Source organism: Rhodoferax ferrireducens (genome assembly GCF_031458075.1).
In the GTDB taxonomy this organism is placed as follows: Bacteria; Pseudomonadota; Gammaproteobacteria; order Burkholderiales; family Burkholderiaceae_C; genus Rhodoferax_B; species Rhodoferax_B ferrireducens_A.
The window spans coordinates 1,275,602-1,297,384 of record NZ_JAVDXT010000001.1; the positions used below are offsets into that span (position 1 = coordinate 1,275,602).

General features: G+C 63.9%; 20 protein-coding genes. 4 read left to right on the forward strand and 16 right to left on the reverse strand.

The genetic code is table 11. The features are described from left to right. Positions 1 to 9: 9 nt before the first annotated feature. From J2X19_RS06040 to J2X19_RS06060, 5 genes are all read right to left on the reverse strand, one after another. Positions 10 to 738 (reverse strand): class I SAM-dependent methyltransferase, encoded by a 729-nt coding sequence (locus J2X19_RS06040; RefSeq protein WP_310371536.1) that lies wholly within the window; start codon positions 736 to 738, stop codon positions 10 to 12. Between the two features lie 38 nt (positions 739 to 776). Continuing rightward, positions 777 to 986, reverse strand: coding sequence for a DUF6434 domain-containing protein (locus J2X19_RS06045; RefSeq protein ID WP_310371538.1), 210 nt, complete (start codon positions 984 to 986; stop codon positions 777 to 779). A gap of 28 nt (positions 987 to 1,014) precedes the next feature. Next, positions 1,015 to 3,012: a patatin-like phospholipase domain-containing protein gene (locus J2X19_RS06050; RefSeq protein WP_310371540.1), complete on the reverse strand. Its 1,998-nt coding sequence runs from the start codon at positions 3,010 to 3,012 to the stop codon at positions 1,015 to 1,017. 106 nt (positions 3,013 to 3,118) lie between these two features. Next, on the reverse strand, positions 3,119 to 4,342 hold the full coding sequence (locus J2X19_RS06055; RefSeq protein ID WP_310371542.1) for an MFS transporter: 1,224 nt from the start codon (positions 4,340 to 4,342) through the stop codon (positions 3,119 to 3,121). A 66-nt stretch (positions 4,343 to 4,408) separates the two neighbouring features. After that, positions 4,409 to 5,224: an SDR family NAD(P)-dependent oxidoreductase gene (locus J2X19_RS06060; RefSeq protein ID WP_310371544.1), complete on the reverse strand. Its 816-nt coding sequence runs from the start codon at positions 5,222 to 5,224 to the stop codon at positions 4,409 to 4,411. A 109-nt stretch (positions 5,225 to 5,333) separates the two neighbouring features. Between J2X19_RS06060 and J2X19_RS06065 the strand changes: the two genes are divergently transcribed. Then, entirely contained in the window at positions 5,334 to 5,912 is a 579-nt protein-coding gene (locus J2X19_RS06065) for a TetR/AcrR family transcriptional regulator (protein ID WP_310371546.1), read from the forward strand. On the opposite strand, the gene J2X19_RS06070 is transcribed toward J2X19_RS06065, so the two are convergent. From J2X19_RS06070 to J2X19_RS06110, 9 genes are all read right to left on the reverse strand, one after another. Beyond that, complete coding sequence (locus J2X19_RS06070; protein ID WP_310371548.1) at positions 5,909 to 6,805, reverse strand: glycosyltransferase; 897 nt, start codon at positions 6,803 to 6,805, stop codon at positions 5,909 to 5,911. The genes J2X19_RS06065 and J2X19_RS06070 overlap by 4 nt on opposite strands. Before the next feature lie 3 nt (positions 6,806 to 6,808). Continuing rightward, on the reverse strand, positions 6,809 to 7,528 hold the full coding sequence (locus J2X19_RS06075; protein WP_116604338.1) for a FadR/GntR family transcriptional regulator: 720 nt from the start codon (positions 7,526 to 7,528) through the stop codon (positions 6,809 to 6,811). Between the two features lie 42 nt (positions 7,529 to 7,570). Next, positions 7,571 to 9,091, reverse strand: a complete 1,521-nt coding sequence (arfA, locus tag J2X19_RS06080; RefSeq protein WP_116604337.1) for an arabinosylfuranosidase ArfA — start codon at positions 9,089 to 9,091, stop codon at positions 7,571 to 7,573. A gap of 64 nt (positions 9,092 to 9,155) precedes the next feature. Beyond that, on the reverse strand, positions 9,156 to 10,487 hold the full coding sequence (locus J2X19_RS06085) for an extracellular solute-binding protein (RefSeq protein WP_310371551.1): 1,332 nt from the start codon (positions 10,485 to 10,487) through the stop codon (positions 9,156 to 9,158). An 87-nt stretch (positions 10,488 to 10,574) separates the two neighbouring features. Continuing rightward, positions 10,575 to 11,411 (reverse strand): carbohydrate ABC transporter permease, encoded by an 837-nt coding sequence (locus J2X19_RS06090; protein ID WP_310371553.1) that lies wholly within the window; start codon positions 11,409 to 11,411, stop codon positions 10,575 to 10,577. A gap of 12 nt (positions 11,412 to 11,423) precedes the next feature. Next, positions 11,424 to 12,299 carry a carbohydrate ABC transporter permease gene (locus J2X19_RS06095; RefSeq protein WP_310371555.1) on the reverse strand — a complete coding sequence of 292 codons (876 nt, stop codon included), beginning with the start codon at positions 12,297 to 12,299 and terminating at the stop codon, positions 11,424 to 11,426. An 8-nt stretch (positions 12,300 to 12,307) separates the two neighbouring features. After that, positions 12,308 to 13,393 (reverse strand): ABC transporter ATP-binding protein, encoded by a 1,086-nt coding sequence (locus tag J2X19_RS06100; protein WP_310371557.1) that lies wholly within the window; start codon positions 13,391 to 13,393, stop codon positions 12,308 to 12,310. Positions 13,394 to 13,685: 292 nt separating this feature from the next. Continuing rightward, complete coding sequence (locus J2X19_RS06105) at positions 13,686 to 14,957, reverse strand: EAL and HDOD domain-containing protein (RefSeq protein ID WP_116604332.1); 1,272 nt, start codon at positions 14,955 to 14,957, stop codon at positions 13,686 to 13,688. Between the two features lie 91 nt (positions 14,958 to 15,048). After that, the gene (locus J2X19_RS06110; protein ID WP_116604331.1) at positions 15,049 to 16,296 is read right to left on the reverse strand and encodes an EAL and HDOD domain-containing protein; all 1,248 of its coding nucleotides are present in this window, start codon (positions 16,294 to 16,296) and stop codon (positions 15,049 to 15,051) included. Between the two features lie 187 nt (positions 16,297 to 16,483). Here J2X19_RS06110 and J2X19_RS06115 point away from each other — a divergent pair, with 187 nt between their 5' ends. Further along, positions 16,484 to 18,127, forward strand: a complete 1,644-nt coding sequence (locus tag J2X19_RS06115) for a glycosyltransferase family 39 protein (RefSeq protein ID WP_310371562.1) — start codon at positions 16,484 to 16,486, stop codon at positions 18,125 to 18,127. Between the two features lie 27 nt (positions 18,128 to 18,154). Next, a complete protein-coding gene (locus J2X19_RS06120; RefSeq protein WP_116604329.1) occupies positions 18,155 to 19,273 on the forward strand; it encodes a glycosyltransferase family 2 protein in 1,119 nt (372 codons plus the stop codon). Position 19,274: 1 nt separating this feature from the next. Here the strand turns inward: J2X19_RS06120 and J2X19_RS06125 are convergent, their stop codons facing one another. Next, positions 19,275 to 20,087, reverse strand: coding sequence for a ferritin-like domain-containing protein (locus J2X19_RS06125; RefSeq protein WP_310371564.1), 813 nt, complete (start codon positions 20,085 to 20,087; stop codon positions 19,275 to 19,277). Between the two features lie 72 nt (positions 20,088 to 20,159). Between J2X19_RS06125 and hslO the strand changes: the two genes are divergently transcribed. Further along, positions 20,160 to 21,149 carry an Hsp33 family molecular chaperone HslO gene (gene hslO, locus J2X19_RS06130; protein ID WP_116604327.1) on the forward strand — a complete coding sequence of 330 codons (990 nt, stop codon included), beginning with the start codon at positions 20,160 to 20,162 and terminating at the stop codon, positions 21,147 to 21,149. Here the strand turns inward: hslO and J2X19_RS06135 are convergent. Continuing rightward, on the reverse strand, positions 21,135 to 21,782 hold the full coding sequence (locus J2X19_RS06135; protein ID WP_310371568.1) for an AAA family ATPase: 648 nt from the start codon (positions 21,780 to 21,782) through the stop codon (positions 21,135 to 21,137). The two genes, hslO and J2X19_RS06135, sit on opposite strands and share 15 nt — an antisense overlap. Position 21,783: the final 1 nt, after the last annotated feature.

A 21,783-nucleotide genomic window follows, 5' to 3' on the forward strand; every position in this document is an offset into this window, starting at 1 on the left:
CGCTGACGGCTACCGCTGGGCGCGGACCAGCAGCATCATCGGCCGCTCTCGTTCCTGCGCGAGCGCAGGTTGCGCCAACACCTGTTCTGGGCTGGGCGCCCATTCCTCCACATGCTGGATGCAGAAGCCTGTGCGCACCAGCATGTTCAGCAGCGTGCCCAGCATGCGGTGTTGCTTGACGACACCGTCGGTGAACCAGTGGGTGCTGCGCGGGCCTTCCATCTGGTAGCTGTCCACCGGCCAGGTCTTTCGGCCTTGCGCATCCGTGACCCAGCCTGCTTGGCGAGAGGCCATGAAGATCGGGTGCTCCACCGAGAACACCAGGCTGGAACCCGGCAGCAGCGCGCGGTGCACGGTGTTCAGCAGGCCGGGCAGGTTTTCGATGTAGTGCAAGGCGAGCGAGCTGTAAGCAAAGTCGAATGCCGCCTCCGGCAGCGCCAGCACTTCGAGGTCGGCCCGGGTGTAGGTGATAGCCGCATCCGAGGTCAGGCTGTGCGCACGGTCGAGCATGCGTTCCGACACATCGAGGCCGAGCACGGACAGGGCTCCCTGCGTGCGCGCCCAGCGGCAGAACCAGCCAAAACCGCAGCCCAGGTCGACCAGCCGCAGCCCCTGCAGCGGCGGAAGCATCGCGCGCAATGCCGGCCATTCCGGTGCGCCGTCCAGGCCGTGGACCGAGCGCGGCAGCTGTCCATAGCCTTCGAAGAATTCCGGGGTGTCGTAGATGTTTTGTGCCATGGCAGCTTGCTGTTTTCTCAATGCGTGTGGTTCAGCCGTCAATCGCTGTGCCGCCGCAGCCATTCGTCCGCCACCTCGCCCATGGTCTTGGGCGTGCTGTTGCGGACCCAGGCCATGAAGTCGCGGTCGAACTTGAAGCCCTCGCCGCAGGCCAGCAGCAGAAAGCGCCGTACGTTTTGGGTGTTCTTGTAGGCCGGGTCGACCCTGGTGTGCCGGCTGATGGTGCCGCCGTGCCAATCGAAGTGCATTGCATGGTCCTGTTGTGGGTGGGGGGCGCTAGATGCGTGGCCGCAGTTTCACCTCGGGCAGGGGCCGGGGTGCGCCGGTGGCCGGGTCGACCTGGTTCGTGCCGGGGCCAGCGGGTTGGCGGGCCTGCACCGTGGCTTCGATATGCCGGGCCATGGCCAGCATCTGCCCGAACATCCATTTCGCCAGGCCTGCCTGGCTGGTGTGGCGGCCTTGGGCATCGAGCCTGTCTACCGAGGGGCGGCCGTTCCAGGGGTAGGAGCCGTCGCCGCGGATGCCGGGCTCGAAGAAGCGCTCATAGGGCATGGCGTCGGCCTCCATGCGGTCGCGCGCGTGGTGCAGGGATTGCAGGGTTTCGGCGGTGGCGGCCAGCAGCAGGCGCAGACGGATGCGCTGGTGGTTTTCCCAGTTCATCTCGGTCTCTAGCGGAGCGCCGGGCGACAGCGCCGGGTCGCCGAAGCGGCGCACAAATTCCTTGCCCGCGTAGCGGCCGTATTCGGTGAGCTGGGTGATCAGGCGCTGCGGCATGTTCAGGTTCAGCCCGCCTTCGGCGCCGGTCAGGCGCACCAGGCCGATGCGGTCGCGGTAGCCGGGCAGGTGCGACAAGGCTTCGTGGTTCCAGTCCTTGGCCACGCCGGCGATGGCGCCCAGAAAGCCGCCGATCCGGCCCAGGCCGCTGTGGGCGATGTGCCGGCGGTACACCAGCACGCCGCCGGAATTGCCCTTGGGAAAGTACACGCGCGGGTCGGCGTCGGCATCTGCCACGCCCAGGTCCAGGCCGAAGGTCGGGCGCGTGGGGATGGGGCTGTCGAAGAAGTGGATCGGAAAGTTCGAGCCTATGCCGCCGTCGGTGAACCAGCAGCGGTGCGGCGTGCCCTCGGGGTCACCGGCCTTGAAGTCGAACGCGTACAGCGGGATCGCGCTGAGCAGGATGGGGAAGCTCAGGCTCATGCGCACCGCCACCACCACAGGCAAGTCCTGCGGATCGGGCAGGCGCCGCAGACCCGAAAAGTCGGCCTTGGCGAACTTCTTGTGGGCTTCGTCGGCGCTTAGCGGGCGCTGGTGGGCCACCATCCAGTCCACCACTTCCTTGGGGAACAGCGCGCGGAATTCGTCTTCGGCGTAATAGAACTGGCGATTTTCCTTGACCACGTCGTCGTGCCGGAACGGCAGGCGGAACGGCCGGCCCATGGTCAGGCAGGTGGTCATCATCTGCAGGTCGATGCCCTGCGCCTGCAGGTCACCGAAGGTCAGCGGCTTGTTGCGGTCCACCGGCAGCGCGTGCTGCTGGCGCAGCAGCTGTTCGCCCGACAGGCGGTCGTAGAACGCGGCCAGCCAGACGGTCAGCGCCTCGCCGGGCTGGCGTTGGCCGTTGGGCATGCCCGAGCACATGCCGAAGCGGTTGTCCGGAATCACGCAGAACAGGTCGTAGGCCAGGCGCAGGCCGGCGGCTAGCGTGGCGCATACCGCGCCCAGGGCCAGCGCGGTCAGCAGCACCGGCCAGCTGCTATGGCTCCACAGCGCGAGGCTGCCGACCAGGAAGCCGGTCAGGGCTGGCAGGCGGTAGTTCCACAGCAGGCCGAGCCAGACCGCCCATGCCAGCTGCATGCCCTTGTGGCCGAGCACGCCGGTCAACAGCTTGAACAAGGCGGCGGTCTTGGGCTGCGGCTGGAACAAGGCCAGCAGCTTGGTGCCGCCACCGCGGGCCGCGTTCTGGCCCAGATGGGCGGGTAAGTCGGCCAGCTCGGCAAAGCCGTCGTGGCTACTGGGTAGCTGGCCGCTGCGGGCGCGCTGCCGTCCGACCTCGGCCGCAGCCGCAGCCGCTGCGGCGATGGCGCCGGCGCTGGTGCCGCCAATGCTGCGCAGCCGAAATGCCTTGCTGATCTCGACGATGGCCAGCGGGTAGATCACGCCGCTGGTGATGCCGCCTTTCATCACCAGATCGCACTCGCGCACGAAGTAGTGGGGGCGCGGCTCTGCGGGTAGTGGTGGCAACGGAGATGACAGCGGCAATGCATTCGGCTTCATGCGGTCCTAACAAGGTATGCGGAACCCCGCATTCTTGCCGACGCCCGGGCCGGATCGCCGCCGCGGCCGGCTTAGCTCCCCAAAATGGTGGAAGCGTGGTCTCGCATCAGGCCACGGCCAGGCGCGGCATCCGCGCTTCCTTGATCGGCAGGTGCAGCAGGGCTGCGCCCACGGCCAGTGCAATGTCCAGCAGCCACATGGCGTCGTAGTTGCCGGTGGCCTCGAACACCTTGCCGCCCAGCCAGGCGCCCAGGAAGCCGCCGACCTGGTGGGTCAGCATGACCATGCCGAACAGGGTGGCCATGTGGGCCGTGCCGAAGAACTTGGCGACCAGGCCAGCGGTGGGCGGCACGGTGGACAGAAAAGTCAGGCCCATCACGGCGGCAAATACCAGCATCACCGGCCCGGTCTTGGGGGCCAGCACAAACAGCGTAATGGCCAGCGCCCGCACCGCGTACAGCAGCGACAGCAGCGACTTCATGCGCCAGCGGCCCACGGCCCAGCCCATGGCCAGGCTGCCCACGATATTGAACAGGCCCAGCACCGCCAGCGACCAGCCCGCGTACTGCAGCGGCAGGCCGCAGGCCGCCACCACCCCCGGCAGATGCGTGGCCAGAAAGGCCACGTGGAAGCCGCAGACAAAGAAGCCGGTGGCCAGCAGCAGATAGCCGGGGTGGGCTAGCGCGCTGCGGATCGCCTGGCTGGTGGGAATCGGTGGGGCCGCGCTGGGCGCCCGGCTTTGCGCGGCATTGCCCTTGAGCAGAAACGCGGCCGGCAGCGCCAGCAAGACCAGCAGGCCCAGTACCTGCATTGCATTCGCCCAGCCTATGCCCAGCATCAGCGCACTGGCCAGCGGCGCCATCAGGAACTGGCCGAACGAGCCACCCGCGTTGACGATGCCGGTGGCCATGCCGCGCTTGTCGGCGGGCATCAAACGGGCGGTGGCCGACATCAGCACCGCCGGCCCCGCCATGCCCGCGCCGCCCGCGGCCAGCACGCCGATGGCGAAGACCAGGCCGGCGGTGCTGGTCATATAGGGTGTGATGAAGGTGCCCAGCGCTACCAGTGCCACGCCGGTGCACAGCACGCGGCCGGTGCCCACTTTTTCGGCCATGGCGCCGGCGAAGGGCTGGGTCAGGCCCCACCAGAGCTGGCCAAAGGCAAACGCCAGGCTGATGCTACCTACGCCCAGGCCGGTGGCGGTGTTCAGCGGGCTCATGAACAAGCCCATGGTCTGGCGCGTGCCCATGGTCAGGGCAAAGGTGCCGGCCGATGCCAGCAGCACCAGCCACAGGGCGAACTGGCGGTTAGAGGGGGCGCTGGATGTCATGGGCAGTCCTGGCTAAATTTATAAAAATCGGCCGCTAGCGCTTATTCCACCAGCGGGAGCAGCTATTTAAACAGTAGCGGCTGCGGGCAGGTAGCGGGACGCGGGTTGGCTGCGCGACAGATTGGGCTGCAGCTTGGCGCGGGCGTTGCCCAGGGCCTGCCAGTCGGCCGCGTCGGGCAGCGAGGGGATGGTGACCAGCTCGTGCTGGTCCATGCCCACCAGGGCGGCATCGACCATGGCGCCGGCGTCCATCACCATCTCGGGTGGCAGCTGGGCCAGTTCCATGCCGCTGCGTTCCCAGATCTCGGTACGCGTTACGCCGGGCAGCACGGCCTGCACCTGTACGCCGCTGGGGCTGGCTTCGGCATGCAGGCTTTGTGACAGGCTGAGTACATAGGCCTTGGTGGCGCTGTAGCTGGCGTTGAAGTTCTCGGGGAACAGGGCGACCACCGAGGCGATGTTCACCAGGATGCCGCGGCCGCGTGGCACAAAGCCGGCCAAGGCGGCGGCGGCCAGGCGGGTCAGGGTGACCACGTTGAGCTGCACCATGGCGTCCACGCTGTCGATATCGGACTCGGCCAGCTTGCCGTTGCTGGCGATGCCGGCGTTGTTGACCAGCAGGGTAATAGTGGCATCGCTGCGCAGGCGCTGTTCGATGCGGGCCACATCGGCCTTGGCCGTGAGGTCGGCCGGCAGCACTTCGACTTGCACGCCAAAAGCACTGCGCAGCCGGGTGGCCAGGGCCTCCAGCCGCGCCTGGTCGCGCGCCACCAGCAGCAGGTTGTAGCCGCGCTGGGCCAGGCGGTCGGCATAGACCGCGCCAATGCCGCTGGAGGCGCCGGTAACGAGTGCGGTGCCGAGGGGGGTGTTCAGGGATTCCATGTGTGTGCTCCGGGTGGTTGGATTTTAGATGATGATCATCATGATTGAATTATATGTCGATCATCATTTAAAATGCAAGCAAGAGAATTTCCACTGCCGAGGTAACGCCATGAAAGTCAGCCGCGAACAAGCCAACGAGAACCGTGAACGGGTGCTGCAGGTGGCTGCCCAGCTGTTCCGTGAGCGGGGTTTTGACGGGGTGGGCCTGGCCGACATCATGAAATCTGCCGGGTTGACCCACGGCGGCTTTTACGGCCAGTTCGCGTCGAAAGAAGACCTGATGGCCCAGGCCAGCACGCGGGCCTTCGACGGCGGTGTCGCCTGGTGGAACCAGCTGGCGGCGGACATGCCAGACCAGCCGCTGGAGGCGGTGACCAGCCGCTTCCTGTCCACCTCCCACCGCGACAAGCCGGGCAAGGGCTGCTGGGTCGCGGCCCTGGGCTCCGAGGTGGCGCGCCAGCCACCGTCGGTGCGCCACGCGCTGACCGAGGGCATCACGGCCATGGTCGGGCTGCTGGGGCAGTGGATGCCCGGCCGCTCTAAAGCCTCCAAGCGCGAGAAAGCGCTGGCTGCCTATGCCAGCATGATCGGCGGGCTGGTGCTGGCGCGCGCGGTGGACGATGCGACGCTGTCCGAAGAGATTTTGCAGTCCGTGGCGCGGAGCCTGCCCAAGGGCGCGGCCGTCTAAGCGACGACCTCGCCTCTCGCCGTCGCTTTGGCGCGCACGCCGCGCACTTTTTGCACGGCCCACAGGCGCAGTGGCGAAGTCCAGCCCACCCATTTCAGCCGCGATGGCGGGCGGGCGCGCAGGTAGAGCTGCTCTATCTCGGGCGGCAGGGTTTCGGGCGGATAGTGCCAAAGCCAGCCCAGCACCATCTCGAATTGCACGCCGCGCAACGCGTAGCGCCATAGCCGGCGCAGATAGACCCGGTAGTCCGCGGGGCGCCACGGGCTCAGCGAGCGGAAGGCAAAGCCGGCCTGGTGTGCAAACACCACGCGCTGGTTGGAGGCCGGCTGCATTGCCAGAGGCTGTAGCTCGCTTTTGGCCAGCACCGACACCAGCCAGTCTTCGCCAATCAGACCTTGGGGCAGGCGAATCGCACGCTGGCGGATGCGCTCCACAAACTCCCCACGCAGTGCATACAGCCCACCGGCCAGTGTGCCGTTGGCCTGCATGCGGGCACTCCAGGCCTCGCGGTCCCGGCCGGTGGTGGGCAGTGCACCGGCGGCGTTGGCGGTTGGCAGCCCGGCCAGGGCCGCGGCCAGCGCGGGCAATGCCCCGGGTTCGACCTGCACGTCGCCATCGACGAAGACATGCATGTCCGCGGCGACGCCCAGGGTGTGGACGTAGTGGTTCCAGGCATTGGCCTTGTCGCCCAAAGGGATCTCGACCACCCGCAGACGTGGCGAGGCCTGAGCGAGTTCGCGCACGATGGCGGCTGTGCGGTCGCGGCAGCCATTGGCCAGTACCACCACGTCCAGCGCGGCGCCGTCGGCGGCCACGGCGATGCTTTCCAGTGTGGCGGCGATGCGCTTCGCCTCGTTGTGGGCGAATACCGCGACGGACCAGGTGGCTGCCATGCGCTAGGGCTTGACCGTATAGGGCAGCAGCCGCGCCTGGGACGCGCTGAGCAGATCGGTCATGGCCTTGGCCGCAGCATCGGGTTCGTGGGCCAGGATGTGGCGGTGCACGGCGGCGTGCAGTTCCAGGTCTTCGCTGGGCCGGGTGGCGTGGCGCAGCAGCATTTCGGACGACACGCGCAGCGCGGCCTTGATGCCGTTGCCGATGGTGATGAACATGCCGTTGCGCGACACCTCGATGATGGTCATGTGGAAGGCCAGGTCGGCCTCGGCGGCGGCGCGCACCTCGTTGCTGGTGTAGGCGTCGGCCAGCTCGCGGTAGCGCCGGTCTAGCAGCTGCATATCGGCTGCGTTGCCGGCCTGCGCCGCCAGATAGCAAGCGCGCGGCTCGAAGCACAGGCGCATTTCATAGATGTCTTCGATGATCTTGCTGTCGAACTGGGCGTGCAGCCGCCAGGCCAGCACGTCGCGGTCCAGTAGGTTCCAGTCGGAAAACGGCAGCACCCGCGTGCCGATCTTCGGCGACACGTCGATCAGCCGCTTGCTCGACAGCTGCTTGATGGCCTCGCGCACCGTGGTGCGGCTGACGCCGTAGGCGCTGCACAGATCGCTTTCTACGGGCAGCGCGTCGCCCGGCAAAAACTCTCCGCCGACGACGCGCATGCCTATGATTTTTGCCACCTGTGCGGTCATCGTGCCTACCAGGGGTTCACGTTCAAACATGCGGTTTCCTTGTAGCGGGGCATCCATAGGCCCCCCTTGTTTTTATCGACGCGCTTGCGCAGTCGTCACGATCACGTTCCACGAGCCCGGTTTCAATTCGGCCAGGATGGTTTCACCGTCTACCTGCACATGGGGGTTATTTTCCGGCACAACTGTGTTCGGCGCATCCTTGGTGTTGGTGGCCTTCATATTGCTGTGGTGCAGGGCCAGCGCATGGTCCAGTGTGCGCGACGTGCCCAGGCCGCGCAGCTCGACGCGCAGCTGCATGGTTTCGGTCAGATGGCGGTTCAGCGCGAACACGGTGGTGGTGCCGGTGCTCTCGTCGTCCACCACGCAGGCGCACAGGTAGGGGATTTCCGGGTGGCTCTTGGCTTCGTAGCTGGGCGACTCGATCACCGGGCGCAGCACCTTGCCGTGGGCAAAGCGGGTGGCTTGGGCGAAGGGGTAGAAGATGGTCTGGCGCCAGGCCGGGCCACCGGGCTCGGTCATGATGGGGCCGATCACGTTCACCAGCTGCGCCAGGCAGGCTGCTTTTACGCGGTCGGCGTTGTTCATCATCACGATGAGGGCGCCGCCGACCACCAGGGCGTCTTCGGTGTTGTAGATTTCTTCCAGCAGGCGCGGGGCTTGCGGCCAGCCGGGCTTGCGCAGGTCGTTGATCGAGCGGGCCTTGTACCAGACGTTCCACTCGTCGAAAGACAGCATGATGCGCTTGGTTGAATGCTTGCGCGCCGCCACGCCATCGGCCACGGCGACGATCTCCTTGATCGATACATCCATTTGCTCGATGCAGCCAAAAAACTCGGGTGTGGAGTCGCCGCGGTTTTCGAAATAGGTGTGCAGCGAGATGAAGTCCACGTCGTCAAAGCAGTGCTCGAGCACCGTGTCTTCCCACTTGCCGTAGGTCGGCATATTGTGTTGCGACGAGCCGCAGGCGGCGAGCTGGATGGTCGGGTCGACCAGGCGCATTAGCTTGGCGGTTTCATGGGCGATGCGGCCGTATTCGTCGGCGGTTTTGGAGCAGATCTGCCAGGGGCCGTCCATCTCGTTGCCCAGGCACCAGAACTTGATGTCGTGCGGGGCCTCTACGCCGTGCGACTTGCGCAGGTCCGACAAGGCCGTGCCACCGGGGTGGTTGCAGTATTCGAGGAATTCGCGGGCTTCGTCCGGGCCGCGCGTGCCCAGGTTGACGGCCCACATCGGTTCGATGTCGGTGGCCTTGCACCACTCCATGAATTCATTGGTGCCGAACTGGTTGGTCTCGGTGGAAGCCCAGGCCAGGTCCAGGCGCACCGGGCGGTCGGCGGCGGGGCCCACGCCGTCTTCCCAGTTGTAGCCCGAGACAAAGTTGCCGCCGGGGTAGCGCACGATGGTGGGGCCGAGTTCGCGGGTCAGCTCCATCACGTCGCCGCGAAAGCCGCGCTCGTCGGCCGTGGGGTGGCCGGGTTCGTAGATGCCGGTGTAGACCGCGCGGCCGAGGTGTTCGACGAAGGAGCCGAAGATGCGTCGGTCGAGATCGGAGACGACGAAGTCGCGGTCTACGACCAGGCGGGTGGAGATCATGGTGTGCTTCCTGTAAAAAGTGGGTGGGCTGGGGCGGTACGCCCCAGCAAAATGGTGGTGTGAACTAGCGAACGCCTGCCAGCAACTTGTTGACGCGTTCTTCGGCCGACTTCTGCACCGCATCGATGGGCTTTTTGGCGACCATCATGTTGACCATCTCTTCGCCAACGATGGACTCGATCGCGCGCTGGCGTGGCACGCTGTTAGGCAGCGATACGCCGATGGAGCTGATCTCCAGGATGTTGTTGCGGAACGGCAGCTTCTTGAAGTCATCGCGCTCGGCAGCGGTTTTGTTGGCTGGCAAGTGGCCGGTGCGGGCCCACTCGAAGTCGCGGTCCCACAGGAACTTCATGAAAGTCAGCGCAGCCTTGCGGGTCTTGTCGTCCTTGGCGCCGCCCTTGAGCATCACCCAGCTATGGCCATCGGCAAATGCGGCTTTCTTGGCGTAGAGCTTGGCGAATGGCACGACCGAGTAGCCGCCTTTGAGGGGCGAATCCGCCTTTTCTGCGGCAGCGACAAAGTCGCCAATCGTCCAGGTGCCGACAATGTGTACGCCCACGTCGCCGTTCACAAAGGCCTGGTTGCCGGCGCTGTAGTCCAGATTCGGCTTGATCAGGCCTTCGCTGTACAGCGTATTGGCCAGTTCCAGTGCGTTGCGCACGGCTTTGGAATGCATGTCGATCTGCTTGCCGCTGGTCGGAAACAGGCTGGCGTTTTGCTGGGCTACCAGGGTCACCAGGCTGCGGAAGTTGCCGGCCACATCGGCGGCCGGCCAGCTCAGATAGGGCTTGCCGGTGGCTTCCTTGAACTTGCGCGCCTGGGTCAGCAGCTCTTCGGGGCTTTGCGGCAGGATCACCGTGCCGTCGGCCTTGGTCAAGCCGGCCTTCTTCATCAGATTGCCGTTGATGTGCCACAGCCAGGACCAGGTGTCGAAGGGCAGGGCGTAGGCCTTGCCGCCGATGATGGCGCCGGTCTTGGCCTGCTCGCTGAACTGGTCGGTGCTGATGCCGACCGACTTGAAGCCATCGTCCAGCGGCTCCACCAGTTTGCGCGCCACGTAGTCGCCCAGCACCGACTCATGCATCACGCTGATGGTCGGCACGTCTTTGGAGACGATGCGCGCACTCAGCTGGTCGTAGAACGGCTGCCACTCGGCGATCTGCGGCTTGACCACAATGCCCTGTTTGTTGGTGGCGTTGAATTCATTCACCAGCGTGGTGATGATGCCGCATTCGCCCTGGGCTTTGCTGGCATCCGTCGCCTTGCCATAGTCGGCCTCGCAGGCGCCGAAGAAGCGGGCCAGGGTGATTTCCGTTTTCTCCTGGGCGGCACACAGTGCGGCGCTGCTGGCCAGAGTGACCGCTAGCAGGCGGATGGTGAGCTTTCTGAAATGCATGCTTGTCTCCTTTTTTATCCAGGCCCCACCGCAGCGGATGGCCGTTTTCCATGTGCAGCGGATCGGCGCTGCCCCGTTTGGGGTGTGTCAGCGCACGGCGGTGCCGGCGACTGCGGTGACGATGTATTTCTGGAAGAACAGGTACAGGATGAACAGCGGCAGCCCGGCAAACACCGCCTGCGACATCAGGTAGCCAATGCCTTCACTTTGGGCAAAGTTCGATTGCGTCGAGGCCAGGCCCAGGGTGATGGTGTACATCTCCGACTTGGATGCCGACACCAGCGGCCACAGGTAGTCGTTCCACGAATTCAGGAAGGTGAAGATGCCCAGCGTGGCCTGCGCCGGTACCGATAGCGGCAGGATGATGCGCCAGAAGATCTTCAGGCGCGAGGCGTTGTCCAGCAGCGCGGCTTCTTCCAGCTCCACCGGTATGCCTTTGAAATACTGGGCCATCAGGTACACGCCAAACGGTGCGGCCAGCCGCGGCAGGATCAGGGCGCTATAGGTGTTGTGCAGCTCCAGGTCGGCAAACATGCGGTGCAGCGGCACGATGATGGCCTGCTCGGGCACGGCCAGCCCGGCCAGCACGAACGCAAACAAGATGCGCCGGCCCGGAAACGTGGTGCGGGCAAAGCCATAGCCGGCCAGCGAGGCGATCACCAGCGTCAGAAAGGTCTGGCCCAGCGACACGATGGCGCTGTTCATCAGCCAGCGGAACACCGATGACGTGCCCAGGATGTCGCTGTAGTTCTTCAGCGTGAACGGCGGTGCAAACAGCACATCGGTGCGTGCTGCCAGCACGTCATTGGGTTTGAACGACAGCACCAGAACCCACAGCAAGGGTGCAACCCACAGGCAGGCCAGCGCGATCGCCGCACCCAGCACCAGCCGGTCGCCCCAGCCTTTTCCAACCATATTTGACATTGCGGGGTTCCTTTATGCGTTGCGGCGGTTCAGCCAGGCTTGCAGGCTGACGCCGAGCAGCATCAGCACAAACAGCACCTGGGCGGCGGCGGCCGAGTAGCCCAGCGCCCACTGCCGGAAGCCGGTCTCATAAATGAACTGGACGATGGGGCGCGAGGTGTTGTTGGGCCCGCCGGCCGTCATCAGATAGGACTGGCCGAACAGCTGGAATTGCTGTATCACCTCGATCACCGCTACCAGCGCCACCGTGCGCTTGATCGACGGCAGGGTGATGGACACAAAGGTGCGCCAGCGGCCGGCGTTGTCCAGCGCGGCGGCCTCGTACATCTCTTGCGGGATCTGCTGCAGCGCGGCCAGGAACAGCATCATCGGCAGGCCAATAATCCACCATACGGTGACCAGCGCCACCGACGGCAGGGCCAGGGTCTCGCTGACCAGGGGTGCAATCGGTGCCAGGCCCATACCCTGCATCAGGTTCGACAGCAGGCCCCGGTCGGGCATCAATACCAGCCGCCAGACCAGGGTGACGATGGTGACCGACAGCACCGATGACCCAAAAAAGATAGCGCGTAGCGCAGCACCGGTGCGCCCAGGACGGTTTAAAGCCAAGGCAAGCGCCAGGCCTAGTGCGACGAATACCGGCGTCGTCATGGCCACAAAGTAAAAGGTGTTGCGCACCGCGCCCATGAAGATGTCGTCGTGCAGCAGGTCGGCGTAGTTCTTCAGGCCGATGAAGTCGCTGGTGTCGGCCAGCATGTCCACGTCGCGCAGGCTTAGCCACCAGCCGGTGGCCAGCGGCAGTACCAGCAGCAGGACGTAGACCACCAGAAAGGGCAGCACGAACAAGGCGTTGCCCCAGTGCTTGGGTTGTTTGCGGGGTTTTTGCATGGCAGGCCTTACAGCGGCGCGTGGTGGGCCAGGCCCGCCGCGTCGAACACATGCAGGCGTGCGCTGTCGATGCGCAGCGCCACGGCTTCGCCGGGAGCGGCCGCACTGTCGCGGTGGGCTTCGGCCACCACGCTGCTGCCATCGGCCAGGCCTACGTGCACCAGCGTACGGTCGCCCAGTCGCTCCACGATGTCGATGCGGCCGGGCAGCTCGCCTTGCGGGTCTACGGTGATGGATTCGGCGCGAATGCCCAGGGTCAGCGGACCGGTCTGCGGCACGTCGGCATCCATCAGCGTGGTGCGCAGCACACTGCCATGGGCCAGTTGCAGGCACAGCCGGCCGTCTTGCGGGGCCATGCGTTCGGTGTCTAAGAAGTTCATCGCCGGCTGGCCAATGAAGCCGGCCACAAAACGCGTGGCCGGGCGGCGGTAGATGTCCATGGGCGCGCCGATCTGCTCGATCTTCCCTTTGTTCATCACCACGATGCGGGTCGCCAGCGTCATGGCTTCGACCTGGTCGTGGGTGACGAACACCATGGTCGATTGCAGCCGTTGATGCAGCCGTGCCAGCTCGACCCGGGTGCGGGTGCGCAGAGCGGCGTCCAGATTCGACAGCGGTTCGTCAAACAAGAACGCGCTGGGGTTCTTGACGATGGAGCGGCCAATCGCCACCCGCTGGCGCTGCCCGCCCGACAACTGACCGGGCTTGCGCTGCAGCAGGGGCTCCAGTTCCAGCATGCGGGCGGCGTCGGTGATGCGGGTGCCGATCTCGGCCTCGGCCAGGCCGATGTTGCGCATGCCGAAGGCCATGTTGTCGTACACGCTCATGTGCGGGTACAGCGCATAGTGCTGGAACACCATGGCCACGCCGCGCTGGCCGGGCGGCAGGTCGGTTACGTCGCGCCCGGCGATGGTGATGCTGCCCGCGGTCACCGGTTCCAGGCCGGCCATCATGCGCAGCAGTGTCGATTTGCCGCAGCCCGAGGGGCCGAGGAAGACCAGGAATTCGCCTTGCGCGATGTCCAGGCTCAGATCGTTCATCACCGCTACGTTGCCGTAGTGCTTGCTGACCCGGTTCAGTTGAATGCCTGCCACGTCTTGTCTCCAATATGTCTTTGGTATTATGAAAGACGATCATAGAAGAGCTTAGTTTGGCCTGTCAACAAAAGATGATGTTGCGCTGCAGCAAGTGAAGCGGATGGAGGAGGGGCGCTACAGCGAGTGCGCGGCAGCTTGTCTGTGCTGCACGGGGCGCTCGTTGGCTGTGCAAGTTTGAAGCCATTTTTCAGGCATAAAAAAGGCTGTTACCGCAGTAACAGCCTACGCTGGCAGCTATTGAATTTTTACTGAAAAAGCATAGCGCCGAGCTACGCAGGCGGCCCGCGCTTTAGTCGGCGGCCAGCGACTCGGCCCAGGCCAGGGCTTGCAGATGCGCCCAGTTGACCTGCTTGTTGGACAGGTGCAGAGCTTCGGCGGTGCGGCCGAAGACTTCGTCGTCGCCGCTTTCACAGGCCTCTGTGAGCGCCAGGAAGGGGGCGAACACGCCGGTGCGGTACAGCAGGGCGTCGAGCACCGGCTGGGGCAGGGCTACGGATTCCAGGGCCTTGGCCAGCGGCACGCCAAGCATGGCGTCGAGCAGGGAGAAGACCCCGACCACAAAGGCGTTGTCGCAGTCTTCGGGCGACAGCATTTCGGCGGTCAGCAGCTCCATCAGGCGGCCGCGTACCACGGCGGTCTGGCCCACGGCCGGCGGCGCGCCGCCGTTGCGCGAGGTGGTCATCAGCAGCGCGGCCCAGCGGAACAGCTTTTTCAGGCCCAGGATCATCACCGCGTGGCGGAACGAGGTGATCTCGCAGTTCAGGCCAAAGCCGGACGAGTTGATGAAGCGCAGCAGGTTGAACGACAAAGTCGGATCGCGCTTGAGCAGCTCTTCGATCTCGGCGGTGGTGGCTTGTTTGCGCACCAGATTGATCAGCTGCAGGATGGTGGCCTGCGAGGGGCGTATGGTTTGCGCCTTGACCAGCGCCGGCTTGGCGAACCAGTAGCCCTGGAATAGCTTGATGCCGTAGCTGGTCAGTAGTTGGTGCTGTTCGGCGGTTTCTACTTTTTCGGCAATCAGCTGGGCAGTGGTGTTGGCAGTGGCGAACTTTACAAAGGGTTGCACCATTTCCGGCTTGAGCACCGTCATGTCGAGCTTGACGAACGAAGCCAGGGCCCGCCAGGGCGCATATCCGCGGGTCAGCACCGAGTGGTTGAAGGCAAACTTGAAGCCGCGCTTGCGCAGGTCTTCCAGCACCACGGCATGGCTTTCAATGTCTTCGGGCAGGTTGCCCGGCACTGGCGGCACTTCCAGCACCACCTTGTCGGGGTGGATCAGCTCCAGGTGGCCGCCGGCCAGGCTGGCCAGTGTGCAGTTGATGAAAACCAGCTTTTGCCCCACCAGCGTCTCGGTGTCGGCGAACGATAACGCGTTGAACAGCAAGGCCGCATCGCTGTCGGCGGTGTAGCCTTGGCTGGGCGTGGAGCGGTCATACAGCTCATAGCCGAATACGGCGCGGTTCTCATCCACGATGGCCTGGCGCGCGATCAGCACATGGCTGTCTTCTTCAGCGTCAGACGGCTGTTTCGAGCCTTGGAGTTCGTCGGGTATGGTGGACATTGCGTAGTGGTTACTTCGGGCCGCGGGGGCCAATTAAATCCAATTTTAGGGAAGAACGGCTCGGCAAGGGAAACTTATACCCGGGTTGACCCTAGATCGACAGGGTGTCTGCCCAAGCCAGAGCCTCCATATGGGCCATATTGATGTGGTGGTTGGAGAACTGCATGGCGTTGGCGGCGGCGGTGAAGGCTTCGTCGTCATTGCTTTCGCAGGCCTTGGTCAGGGCCAGCATCGGGCCGTAGATGCCTGTGCCGTGTTGTAGCGCCTCGGTGACCGCCGGCGGCAGCGACAGCAGCTCCAGTGCCTGCTCCAGCGGCATGCCAAGCATCACGTCGAGCAAAGAGAAGATGCCGACCACAAAGGCCCCATCGGTTTCCTCGTCTGTCATATTGCCTTTGGCCAGCAGCTCCATCATCCGGCCCCGCACCACGGCCATGGTGCCGACCGCGGCCGAGGTGCCGTTGGCCCGCGAGGCGGTGAGCAGCAGGGCGGCCCAGCGGAACAGCTTTTTCAGGCCCATCAGCATCACGGCCTGGCGGAACGAGGTAATTTCGCGGGTCAGCCCAAAGCCAGAGGAGTTGATCAACCGCATCAAATTGAAACCCAGCATGGCGTCTTTTTTCAGCACAGCTTCGATTTCTTCGGTGCTGGCCTGGTTGCGCACCAGGTTGATCAGCTGCAGCACATGGGCCTGGCTCGGGGTCACCACCCGGGTTTTGATGACATCCGGGCGGGCGAACCAGTAGCCCTGGAACAGGGTGGCGCCATAGGCGGCCAGGGCGCTGAATTGTTCGGCGGTTTCTACCTTTTCGGCGATGACTGCGGCCTTGGTGCGGGTTTTGACGGCGGCCACGATGACTTGCAGCTGTTCGGGCTTGAGGGCCATCAGGTCCAGCTTGACGTAGTCGGCCAGCGGCTGCCAGGAGGCGTAGACCGGCGCCAGCACCGTGTGGTTGAAGGCCAGCCGGAAGCCGCGCTTGCGCAGCTCTATCAGGGTGTGCTTGCGGACTTCAATTTCTTCCGGCGCATGGCCGGGTACCGGGCCGACCTCGAGTACCACCTTGTCGGGCTGGATCAGGTCCAGATGGCCGCCAGCCAGGCTTTCATGCGTGCAATTGACGAAGATCGTGACCTTGCCGACCAGCGACTCGTTGCCGGTGTGGGTCATGGCATTGAAGATCAGCGCTACATCGCTGGCCGCATTGTGGGCTGCGGTCGAGCGGTCAAACAGCTCGTAGGCCACTACGGAACGCTGCGCGTCCACGATAGGTTGGCGGGCGATCACGATCATGCCCGTGGCTTGAGGAGCAGTGGGGTCGGATATGTCAGATGGTGGCATGGGTTGCAGGCTAAGACGAAGTCAAGAAACAACTTGGATCGCTTCAATAAGGAACGTGTTGATCATCTGATGGATGGCATCAGTGGACTTACGCTTATAGTAGCTCACGAAGCTAGCCCTAAGCTTGGAGTTGGGCTTGCAATCCTCGTAAAAATGGATGGGGGAGTGGTCGTGGGCGCATGCGGACATGATTAGTGCAATAGGATTGAATCGCTGCCGGCACTACCTGCGGATCGCGGGTGTATTCATCGTTTTTGCTGTTGCCACCATTGTTCTTTATTTGCATGCGCCCGTGGAGGGCGATTTTGTCTGGAGCGATGCACCCCGCCATGCCTTGAATGGCATTTTCGTGCATGACTTTTTAGCCCATCTGCCGATGGCTGACCCGCGGGGCTTTGCGGTCCGCTATTACCTCCAGTACCCGGCGCTGACGGTTCTTTTCTACCCCCCTTTGTTCTCGGGTGCCCTGGCGCTGGCTTACGCGGTTTTTGGGTTTTCACATCCGGTTGCACAGGGCACGGTTGCAGTTTTTTACCTTTTGCTGGGGTGCTTGTATTACGGATTGGCCCGGCGTTGGGTGGGGGGACTGCTGGCGCTGGCTGCAGGCTTGCTGCTGGTGGGGGCACCAGAAATCACTTTCTGGGGTCGGCAGGTCATGTTGGACATCCCGACGTACGCCTGGTTGGTGGCGATGGTGCTCGTGTTTGTGCGTTACCTGGACCAGGAACGCCCGCGTGATCTCTATTCCAGCGTGTTGCTGTTGGCGTTGGCCTTGTACACCAAGCAAACCCCCTTGTTTGTGATTCCCGCCATGGCATTGGGTCTGTGGGCCGGGCAGGGGCGGCGGGTTCTCGGCAACCGCCATGTCTGGGGCGCAACTTTATTGGCTCTGGTGTTGATTGCGCCGCTGATTTTTTTGCAGCTCAAGTTTGGCCAAGTCAATTCCGCGTCGCTGCTGGGTGGCAGCCAGCGGGCTGACATGTCCCGCCTGAGCTTGGCCGCTTGGACATATTACGCTTCGGTGCTGCCCGCACAACTGGGCTGGCCTACGGTGGTTCTGGCGCTGATTTATATCGGCGGTTGCTGTGTCCGTCCGGCCTGGCGCCTGCCGCGTGCGCACATGGTGTTACTGCTGGCGTGGCTGGTGTGCGGCTATCTGTTTTTCTCATTCATCATGGTGCGCGAGCCGCGCCACGATTTGATGGCATTGCTGCCTTTGCCCTTGTTCGCGGTTCTGGCCATCCAGCATTTGGCTTCAGTGCGGTATGCGTATGGGGGGCAGGCAAGTGCTGTGCTGCTAGCAGTGGGTTTGCTGGCTTGGTCGATTGCCTACCGGCCGATTCAATTTGTGCGTGGTTATGAACAGGCGGCTGCTTATGTACTGGAGCATGCGCCAGCCGATAGCGTGGTGCTGTTTTCAGGCAACCGCGATGGCAGCTTCATCTTCAATATGCGGGCAGGCAAGCGTGGCGATGTCAGTGTGGCTCGGGCAGACAAGTTGCTGTTCCGTGTCTCCATCGAGCGCGAACGCGGGATCCAGGACCGGCAACTGACCGGCGAGAGGATTTCCGAGTTTTTCCACCAGCATGGCGTGCGCTATATCGTGTACGACCCGGATTTTTGGCAAGACTTGCCGTCCATGGCCGCGTTGTCCTCGCTACTCGAGGACCGTAGCCGCTTTGCGTTGGTGCAGGAAATCCGCACCACGGCGAATTTCAACCAGGCCGATAAACGCCTGCGCATTTACCAGTTCCTGGGTGAGCTGCAGTCTCCTGCACTGCCGCTGGGCGCCGAACTGGTCGGAATAGGTACAGAGTTGAAAGCAAATTAAGCCGTTTCATTCCATGGATCGACCACTATGCAAAATTTCCTCCCTGGCGTCCAGTTGTCCATCGTTGTTCCGACTTTCAATGAGAAAAGCAATATCGCCGAGCTGCTGCGCCGGATAGGCGATTGCATGGACCAGGTTCGGTGGGAGGCCATCTTTGTTGACGACAATTCCCCGGACGGCACCGCCCAGGTCGTGCGTGAACTGGCATTGCAGGATGCCCGGGTGCGGCTGGTGCATCGCATAGGACGCCGGGGTTTGTCCACTGCCTGCGTCGAAGGCATGTTGGCGTCCAGTGCGCCCTATGTTGCGGTGATGGACGCCGATCTGCAGCACGACGAAACCCTGCTGCCGGCTATGTTGCGTGAGCTGCAGACGGGCCAACTGGATATTGTGGTCGGCAGCCGCTATGTGGACCAGGGCAGTGTGGGCGAATGGGATGCCGAGCGCGCCAAGATCAGCCGTATTGCCACACGGCTTGCCAGCACTGTCGTGAAGGCCGATTTGCGCGACCCCATGAGCGGCTTTTTCATGCTGCGCCGCGAGGTGCTGTACGAGGCGATGCCGAATCTGTCGGGCATCGGTTTCAAGATTTTGCTGGATCTGTTCGCATCGGTGCCGCGGCCCATGCGTTTTCTGGAGTTGGGGTATACCTTCAAGAGCCGGTTCTCGGGCGAAAGCAAGCTCGATTCAATGGTCGCCTGGGAGTACCTGATGCTGCTGCTGGACAAATCCATCGGCCGCTATGTGCCGGTGCGCTTCATCCCGTTTGCGATGATCGGCGGGTTGGGTGTGCTGGTACACATGCTCATTCTGTTGGCACTGTTCAAAGGCATGGAGGTCGATTTTGCGAATGGCCAGATCGCGGCCTCGGTGGTGACCATGGCCTTCAATTTTCTGCTGAACAATGCCTTCACCTACCGCGACCGTCGCCTCACTGGTTGGGGTCTGGTCAAGGGGTGGATATCGTTCTCTATTGCCTGTTCCTTCGGGGCGGCGGCCAATGTGGGTATTGCCACCTACTTGTTCCGTGAAAACACGACCAATTGGGCGTTGGCGGCACTGGCGGGCATTGTGGTCGGAGCAGTATGGAACTACGCCGTCACCGCGGTCTACACGTGGAACAAACCCAAAAACGTTGCAGCCTGAGCTAGCTGGCCAACAGAATCGCCAGCTCTTCGTCGGTAAACCCGGCCTGCAGCCGGGCCTGGGTGTTGAACGGCGGCTTGGGCTGGGGCGCGTCGTAGCGTTCGGCCAGCAGGCGGTAATGCGCGACCGGCTCCCAGCCGTCGCGCTCGCACAGCCAGCGGTACCAGCGGTTGCCGATGGCCACATGGCCGACTTCGTCGTGCAGGATGGTGTCCAGAATCTCCACCGCGCGCAGCGCCTGCGGTGTGGCGACGCGGCGCAGCTTGGCCTGGATCAGCGGCGTGGCGTCCAGGCCACGGGCCTCCAGGGTGCGCGGCACCAGGGCCATGCGGGCCACCACATCGACGCTGGTGGCGGCGCAGACCGTCCACAGCCCGTCGTGGGCCGGGAAGTCGCCGTAGTCCCAGCGCCGGCCGTCGTGGCCCTGCAGGCTTTGCAGATGGCTGCGCAGCAGGCTGAAGTGCTGGGCCTCTTCGGCCGCCACGCGCACCCAGTCGCGGTAGAAGGCGTCGGGCATGCCGTCGAAGCGCCAGGCGGCGTCCAGCGCCAGGTTAATGGCGTTGAATTCGATATGCGCCACGGTGTGCAGCAGCGTGGCCAGACCGTCGGGGGTGAAGGGCGAGCGCTGCGGTTTGCTGACGCGCTCGACCAGCTGTGGGAGGGGCGGGCGGCCCGGCGGATTGCCGAAGGGCGTGAAATTGGTTTTTGCTATTGAAAGCGTAGCTGCCTGCGCTTGTAGTAATTGCGCCGCAGCCACTTTTTCTGCAGGATCGCTAAGGCACAGGGCTTGCAGTGCGCGGTGTCGGAGTTCCATACCTACAATTGTAGAAAGCCCAAGCGGCAGCTTATCCATATCCTAGTAGCCCAATAGTCCGGGGAAATTACCTTGTCTGAACTCCATAAATTCCTATTCGACGGCCTGCCGGTGCGTGGCTGCATCGTGCGCCTGACCGACGCCTGGCAAGAGATCCTGCAGCGCCGCGCCTCCAACAGCACCACCGGGCCGTATCCGGCGCCAGTGGCCGAGTTGCTGGGCGAGATGACGGCGGCCGGCGTGCTGATGCAGTCCAACATCAAGTTCAACGGCGCGGTAGTGCTGCAGATTTTTGGCGACGGCCCGGTCAAGCTGGCCGTGGTCGAAGTGCAGCCCGACCTGAGCCTGCGCACCACCGCCAGCGTGATGGGCGAGGTGCCGGTGGGCGCCAGCCTGAGCCAGATGGTCAACGTGCACAACGAAGGCCGCTGCGCCATCACCCTGGACCCAAAGGACAAATTCCCTGGCCAGCAGGCCTACCAGGGCGTGGTGCCGCTGTTTGGTGACCGGAAGGAAAAGCTGGAAAAGCTGAGCGACGTGCTGCAGCACTACATGCTGCAAAGCGAGCAGCTCGACACCTTGATGGTGCTGGCGGCCGACGAGCAGGTGGCTGCGGGCCTGCTGATCCAGCGCCTGCCGGTCAAGGGCGAGAAGAACCTGGCCGGCAGCCTGGTGAGCCAGGAGAACGAGGACGAAATCGGCCAGAGCGAGCACTACAACCGCATCGCCCACCTGGCCTCCACGCTGAAGCGCGAAGAGCTGCTGACCCTGGACGTGGACACCATCTTGCGGCGTTTGTTCTGGGAAGAGCAAGTGTTGATGTTCAGCCCGCACATCGGCCCCACCGCGCCCAAGTTTGCCTGCACCTGCAGCCGCGACCGCGTGGGCGCGATGATCCGCAGCCTGGGCACCGAGGAGGTGGAGGGCATTCTGGCCGAGAGCAACCAGGTGGAAGTGGCCTGTGAATTCTGCGGCAAGCAGTACCGCTTTGACGCTGTAGATGCGGCCCAGCTATTCACCACGCCCGACGCCACGTTGCCCGGGCCGTCAGCGGTTCAATAGGCCGCTGAACAGCCGGTGCTCGCACTCCGGGTCGCTGCACTTTTCGCAGTTCCAGACCCAGGGCGTATTACTTTTTGACGAAAATCGGCCTCTGGCGCTGATTCCACCTGCGCCAGCCGCTATCGATTCGATAGCATGCAGCGCATTCTGGCTGCGGGCCAGATCTTTGCCGTAGACCACTTGGTAGGGCAGATTGCCCCGGGCCAACGCGGCGCGCAGGCGGCCATCCACCGGGGCCTGGCTGTGTGGGCCGTCACGCTGGGGGTCGGCAGTCCAGGGCAGGTCCAGCCCCATCAGCAGCGTCAGATCGAAGTTGCGTTGCTGCTGCAACGCCATGGCGTACAAGCTGTCGTCGCCAAATAGCAAGTCGCTGTAGACGGCGGTCACCAGCGCGGTGGTGTCGGCAATCAGGTAGGTGGCGGCGGGAGCTTGGGCGATACGCGCGGTTTGCGCGTCGGCTATTCCCCATTGCTCATCGGCACACGGCATGCGGCCTGCGGTGTCGCACCACAGGCGCAAGTATTCGGGGATATGGGAAACGCTGTGGCCCTGGCTGCGCAAGGCGGCGCTGAGGGCTTCGGCCAGCTGGGTCTTGCCCGTGCTCTCGGCACCCAGCAAAGCAATTTTGATCAAC

What these genes read in the sequence shown, in the direction of transcription:
- J2X19_RS06040 (WP_310371536.1), bottom strand. Translation starts at nt 738, where the DNA reads ATGGCACAAAACATCTACGACACCCCGGAATTCTTCGAAGGCTATGGA.
- J2X19_RS06045 (WP_310371538.1), bottom strand. Translation starts at nt 986, where the DNA reads ATGCACTTCGATTGGCACGGCGGCACCATCAGCCGGCACACCAGGGTC.
- J2X19_RS06050 (WP_310371540.1), bottom strand. Translation starts at nt 3,012, where the DNA reads ATGAAGCCGAATGCATTGCCGCTGTCATCTCCGTTGCCACCACTACCC.
- J2X19_RS06055 (WP_310371542.1), bottom strand. Translation starts at nt 4,342, where the DNA reads ATGACATCCAGCGCCCCCTCTAACCGCCAGTTCGCCCTGTGGCTGGTG.
- J2X19_RS06060 (WP_310371544.1), bottom strand. Translation starts at nt 5,224, where the DNA reads ATGGAATCCCTGAACACCCCCCTCGGCACCGCACTCGTTACCGGCGCC.
- J2X19_RS06065 (WP_310371546.1), top strand. Translation starts at nt 5,334, where the DNA reads ATGAAAGTCAGCCGCGAACAAGCCAACGAGAACCGTGAACGGGTGCTG.
- J2X19_RS06070 (WP_310371548.1), bottom strand. Translation starts at nt 6,805, where the DNA reads ATGGCAGCCACCTGGTCCGTCGCGGTATTCGCCCACAACGAGGCGAAG.
- J2X19_RS06075 (WP_116604338.1), bottom strand. Translation starts at nt 7,528, where the DNA reads ATGTTTGAACGTGAACCCCTGGTAGGCACGATGACCGCACAGGTGGCA.
- arfA (WP_116604337.1), bottom strand. Translation starts at nt 9,091, where the DNA reads ATGATCTCCACCCGCCTGGTCGTAGACCGCGACTTCGTCGTCTCCGAT.
- J2X19_RS06085 (WP_310371551.1), bottom strand. Translation starts at nt 10,487, where the DNA reads ATGCATTTCAGAAAGCTCACCATCCGCCTGCTAGCGGTCACTCTGGCC.
- J2X19_RS06090 (WP_310371553.1), bottom strand. Translation starts at nt 11,411, where the DNA reads ATGTCAAATATGGTTGGAAAAGGCTGGGGCGACCGGCTGGTGCTGGGT.
- J2X19_RS06095 (WP_310371555.1), bottom strand. Translation starts at nt 12,299, where the DNA reads ATGCAAAAACCCCGCAAACAACCCAAGCACTGGGGCAACGCCTTGTTC.
- J2X19_RS06105 (WP_116604332.1), bottom strand. Translation starts at nt 14,957, where the DNA reads ATGTCCACCATACCCGACGAACTCCAAGGCTCGAAACAGCCGTCTGAC.
- J2X19_RS06110 (WP_116604331.1), bottom strand. Translation starts at nt 16,296, where the DNA reads ATGCCACCATCTGACATATCCGACCCCACTGCTCCTCAAGCCACGGGC.
- J2X19_RS06115 (WP_310371562.1), top strand. Translation starts at nt 16,484, where the DNA reads ATGATTAGTGCAATAGGATTGAATCGCTGCCGGCACTACCTGCGGATC.
- J2X19_RS06120 (WP_116604329.1), top strand. Translation starts at nt 18,155, where the DNA reads ATGCAAAATTTCCTCCCTGGCGTCCAGTTGTCCATCGTTGTTCCGACT.
- J2X19_RS06125 (WP_310371564.1), bottom strand. Translation starts at nt 20,087, where the DNA reads ATGGAACTCCGACACCGCGCACTGCAAGCCCTGTGCCTTAGCGATCCT.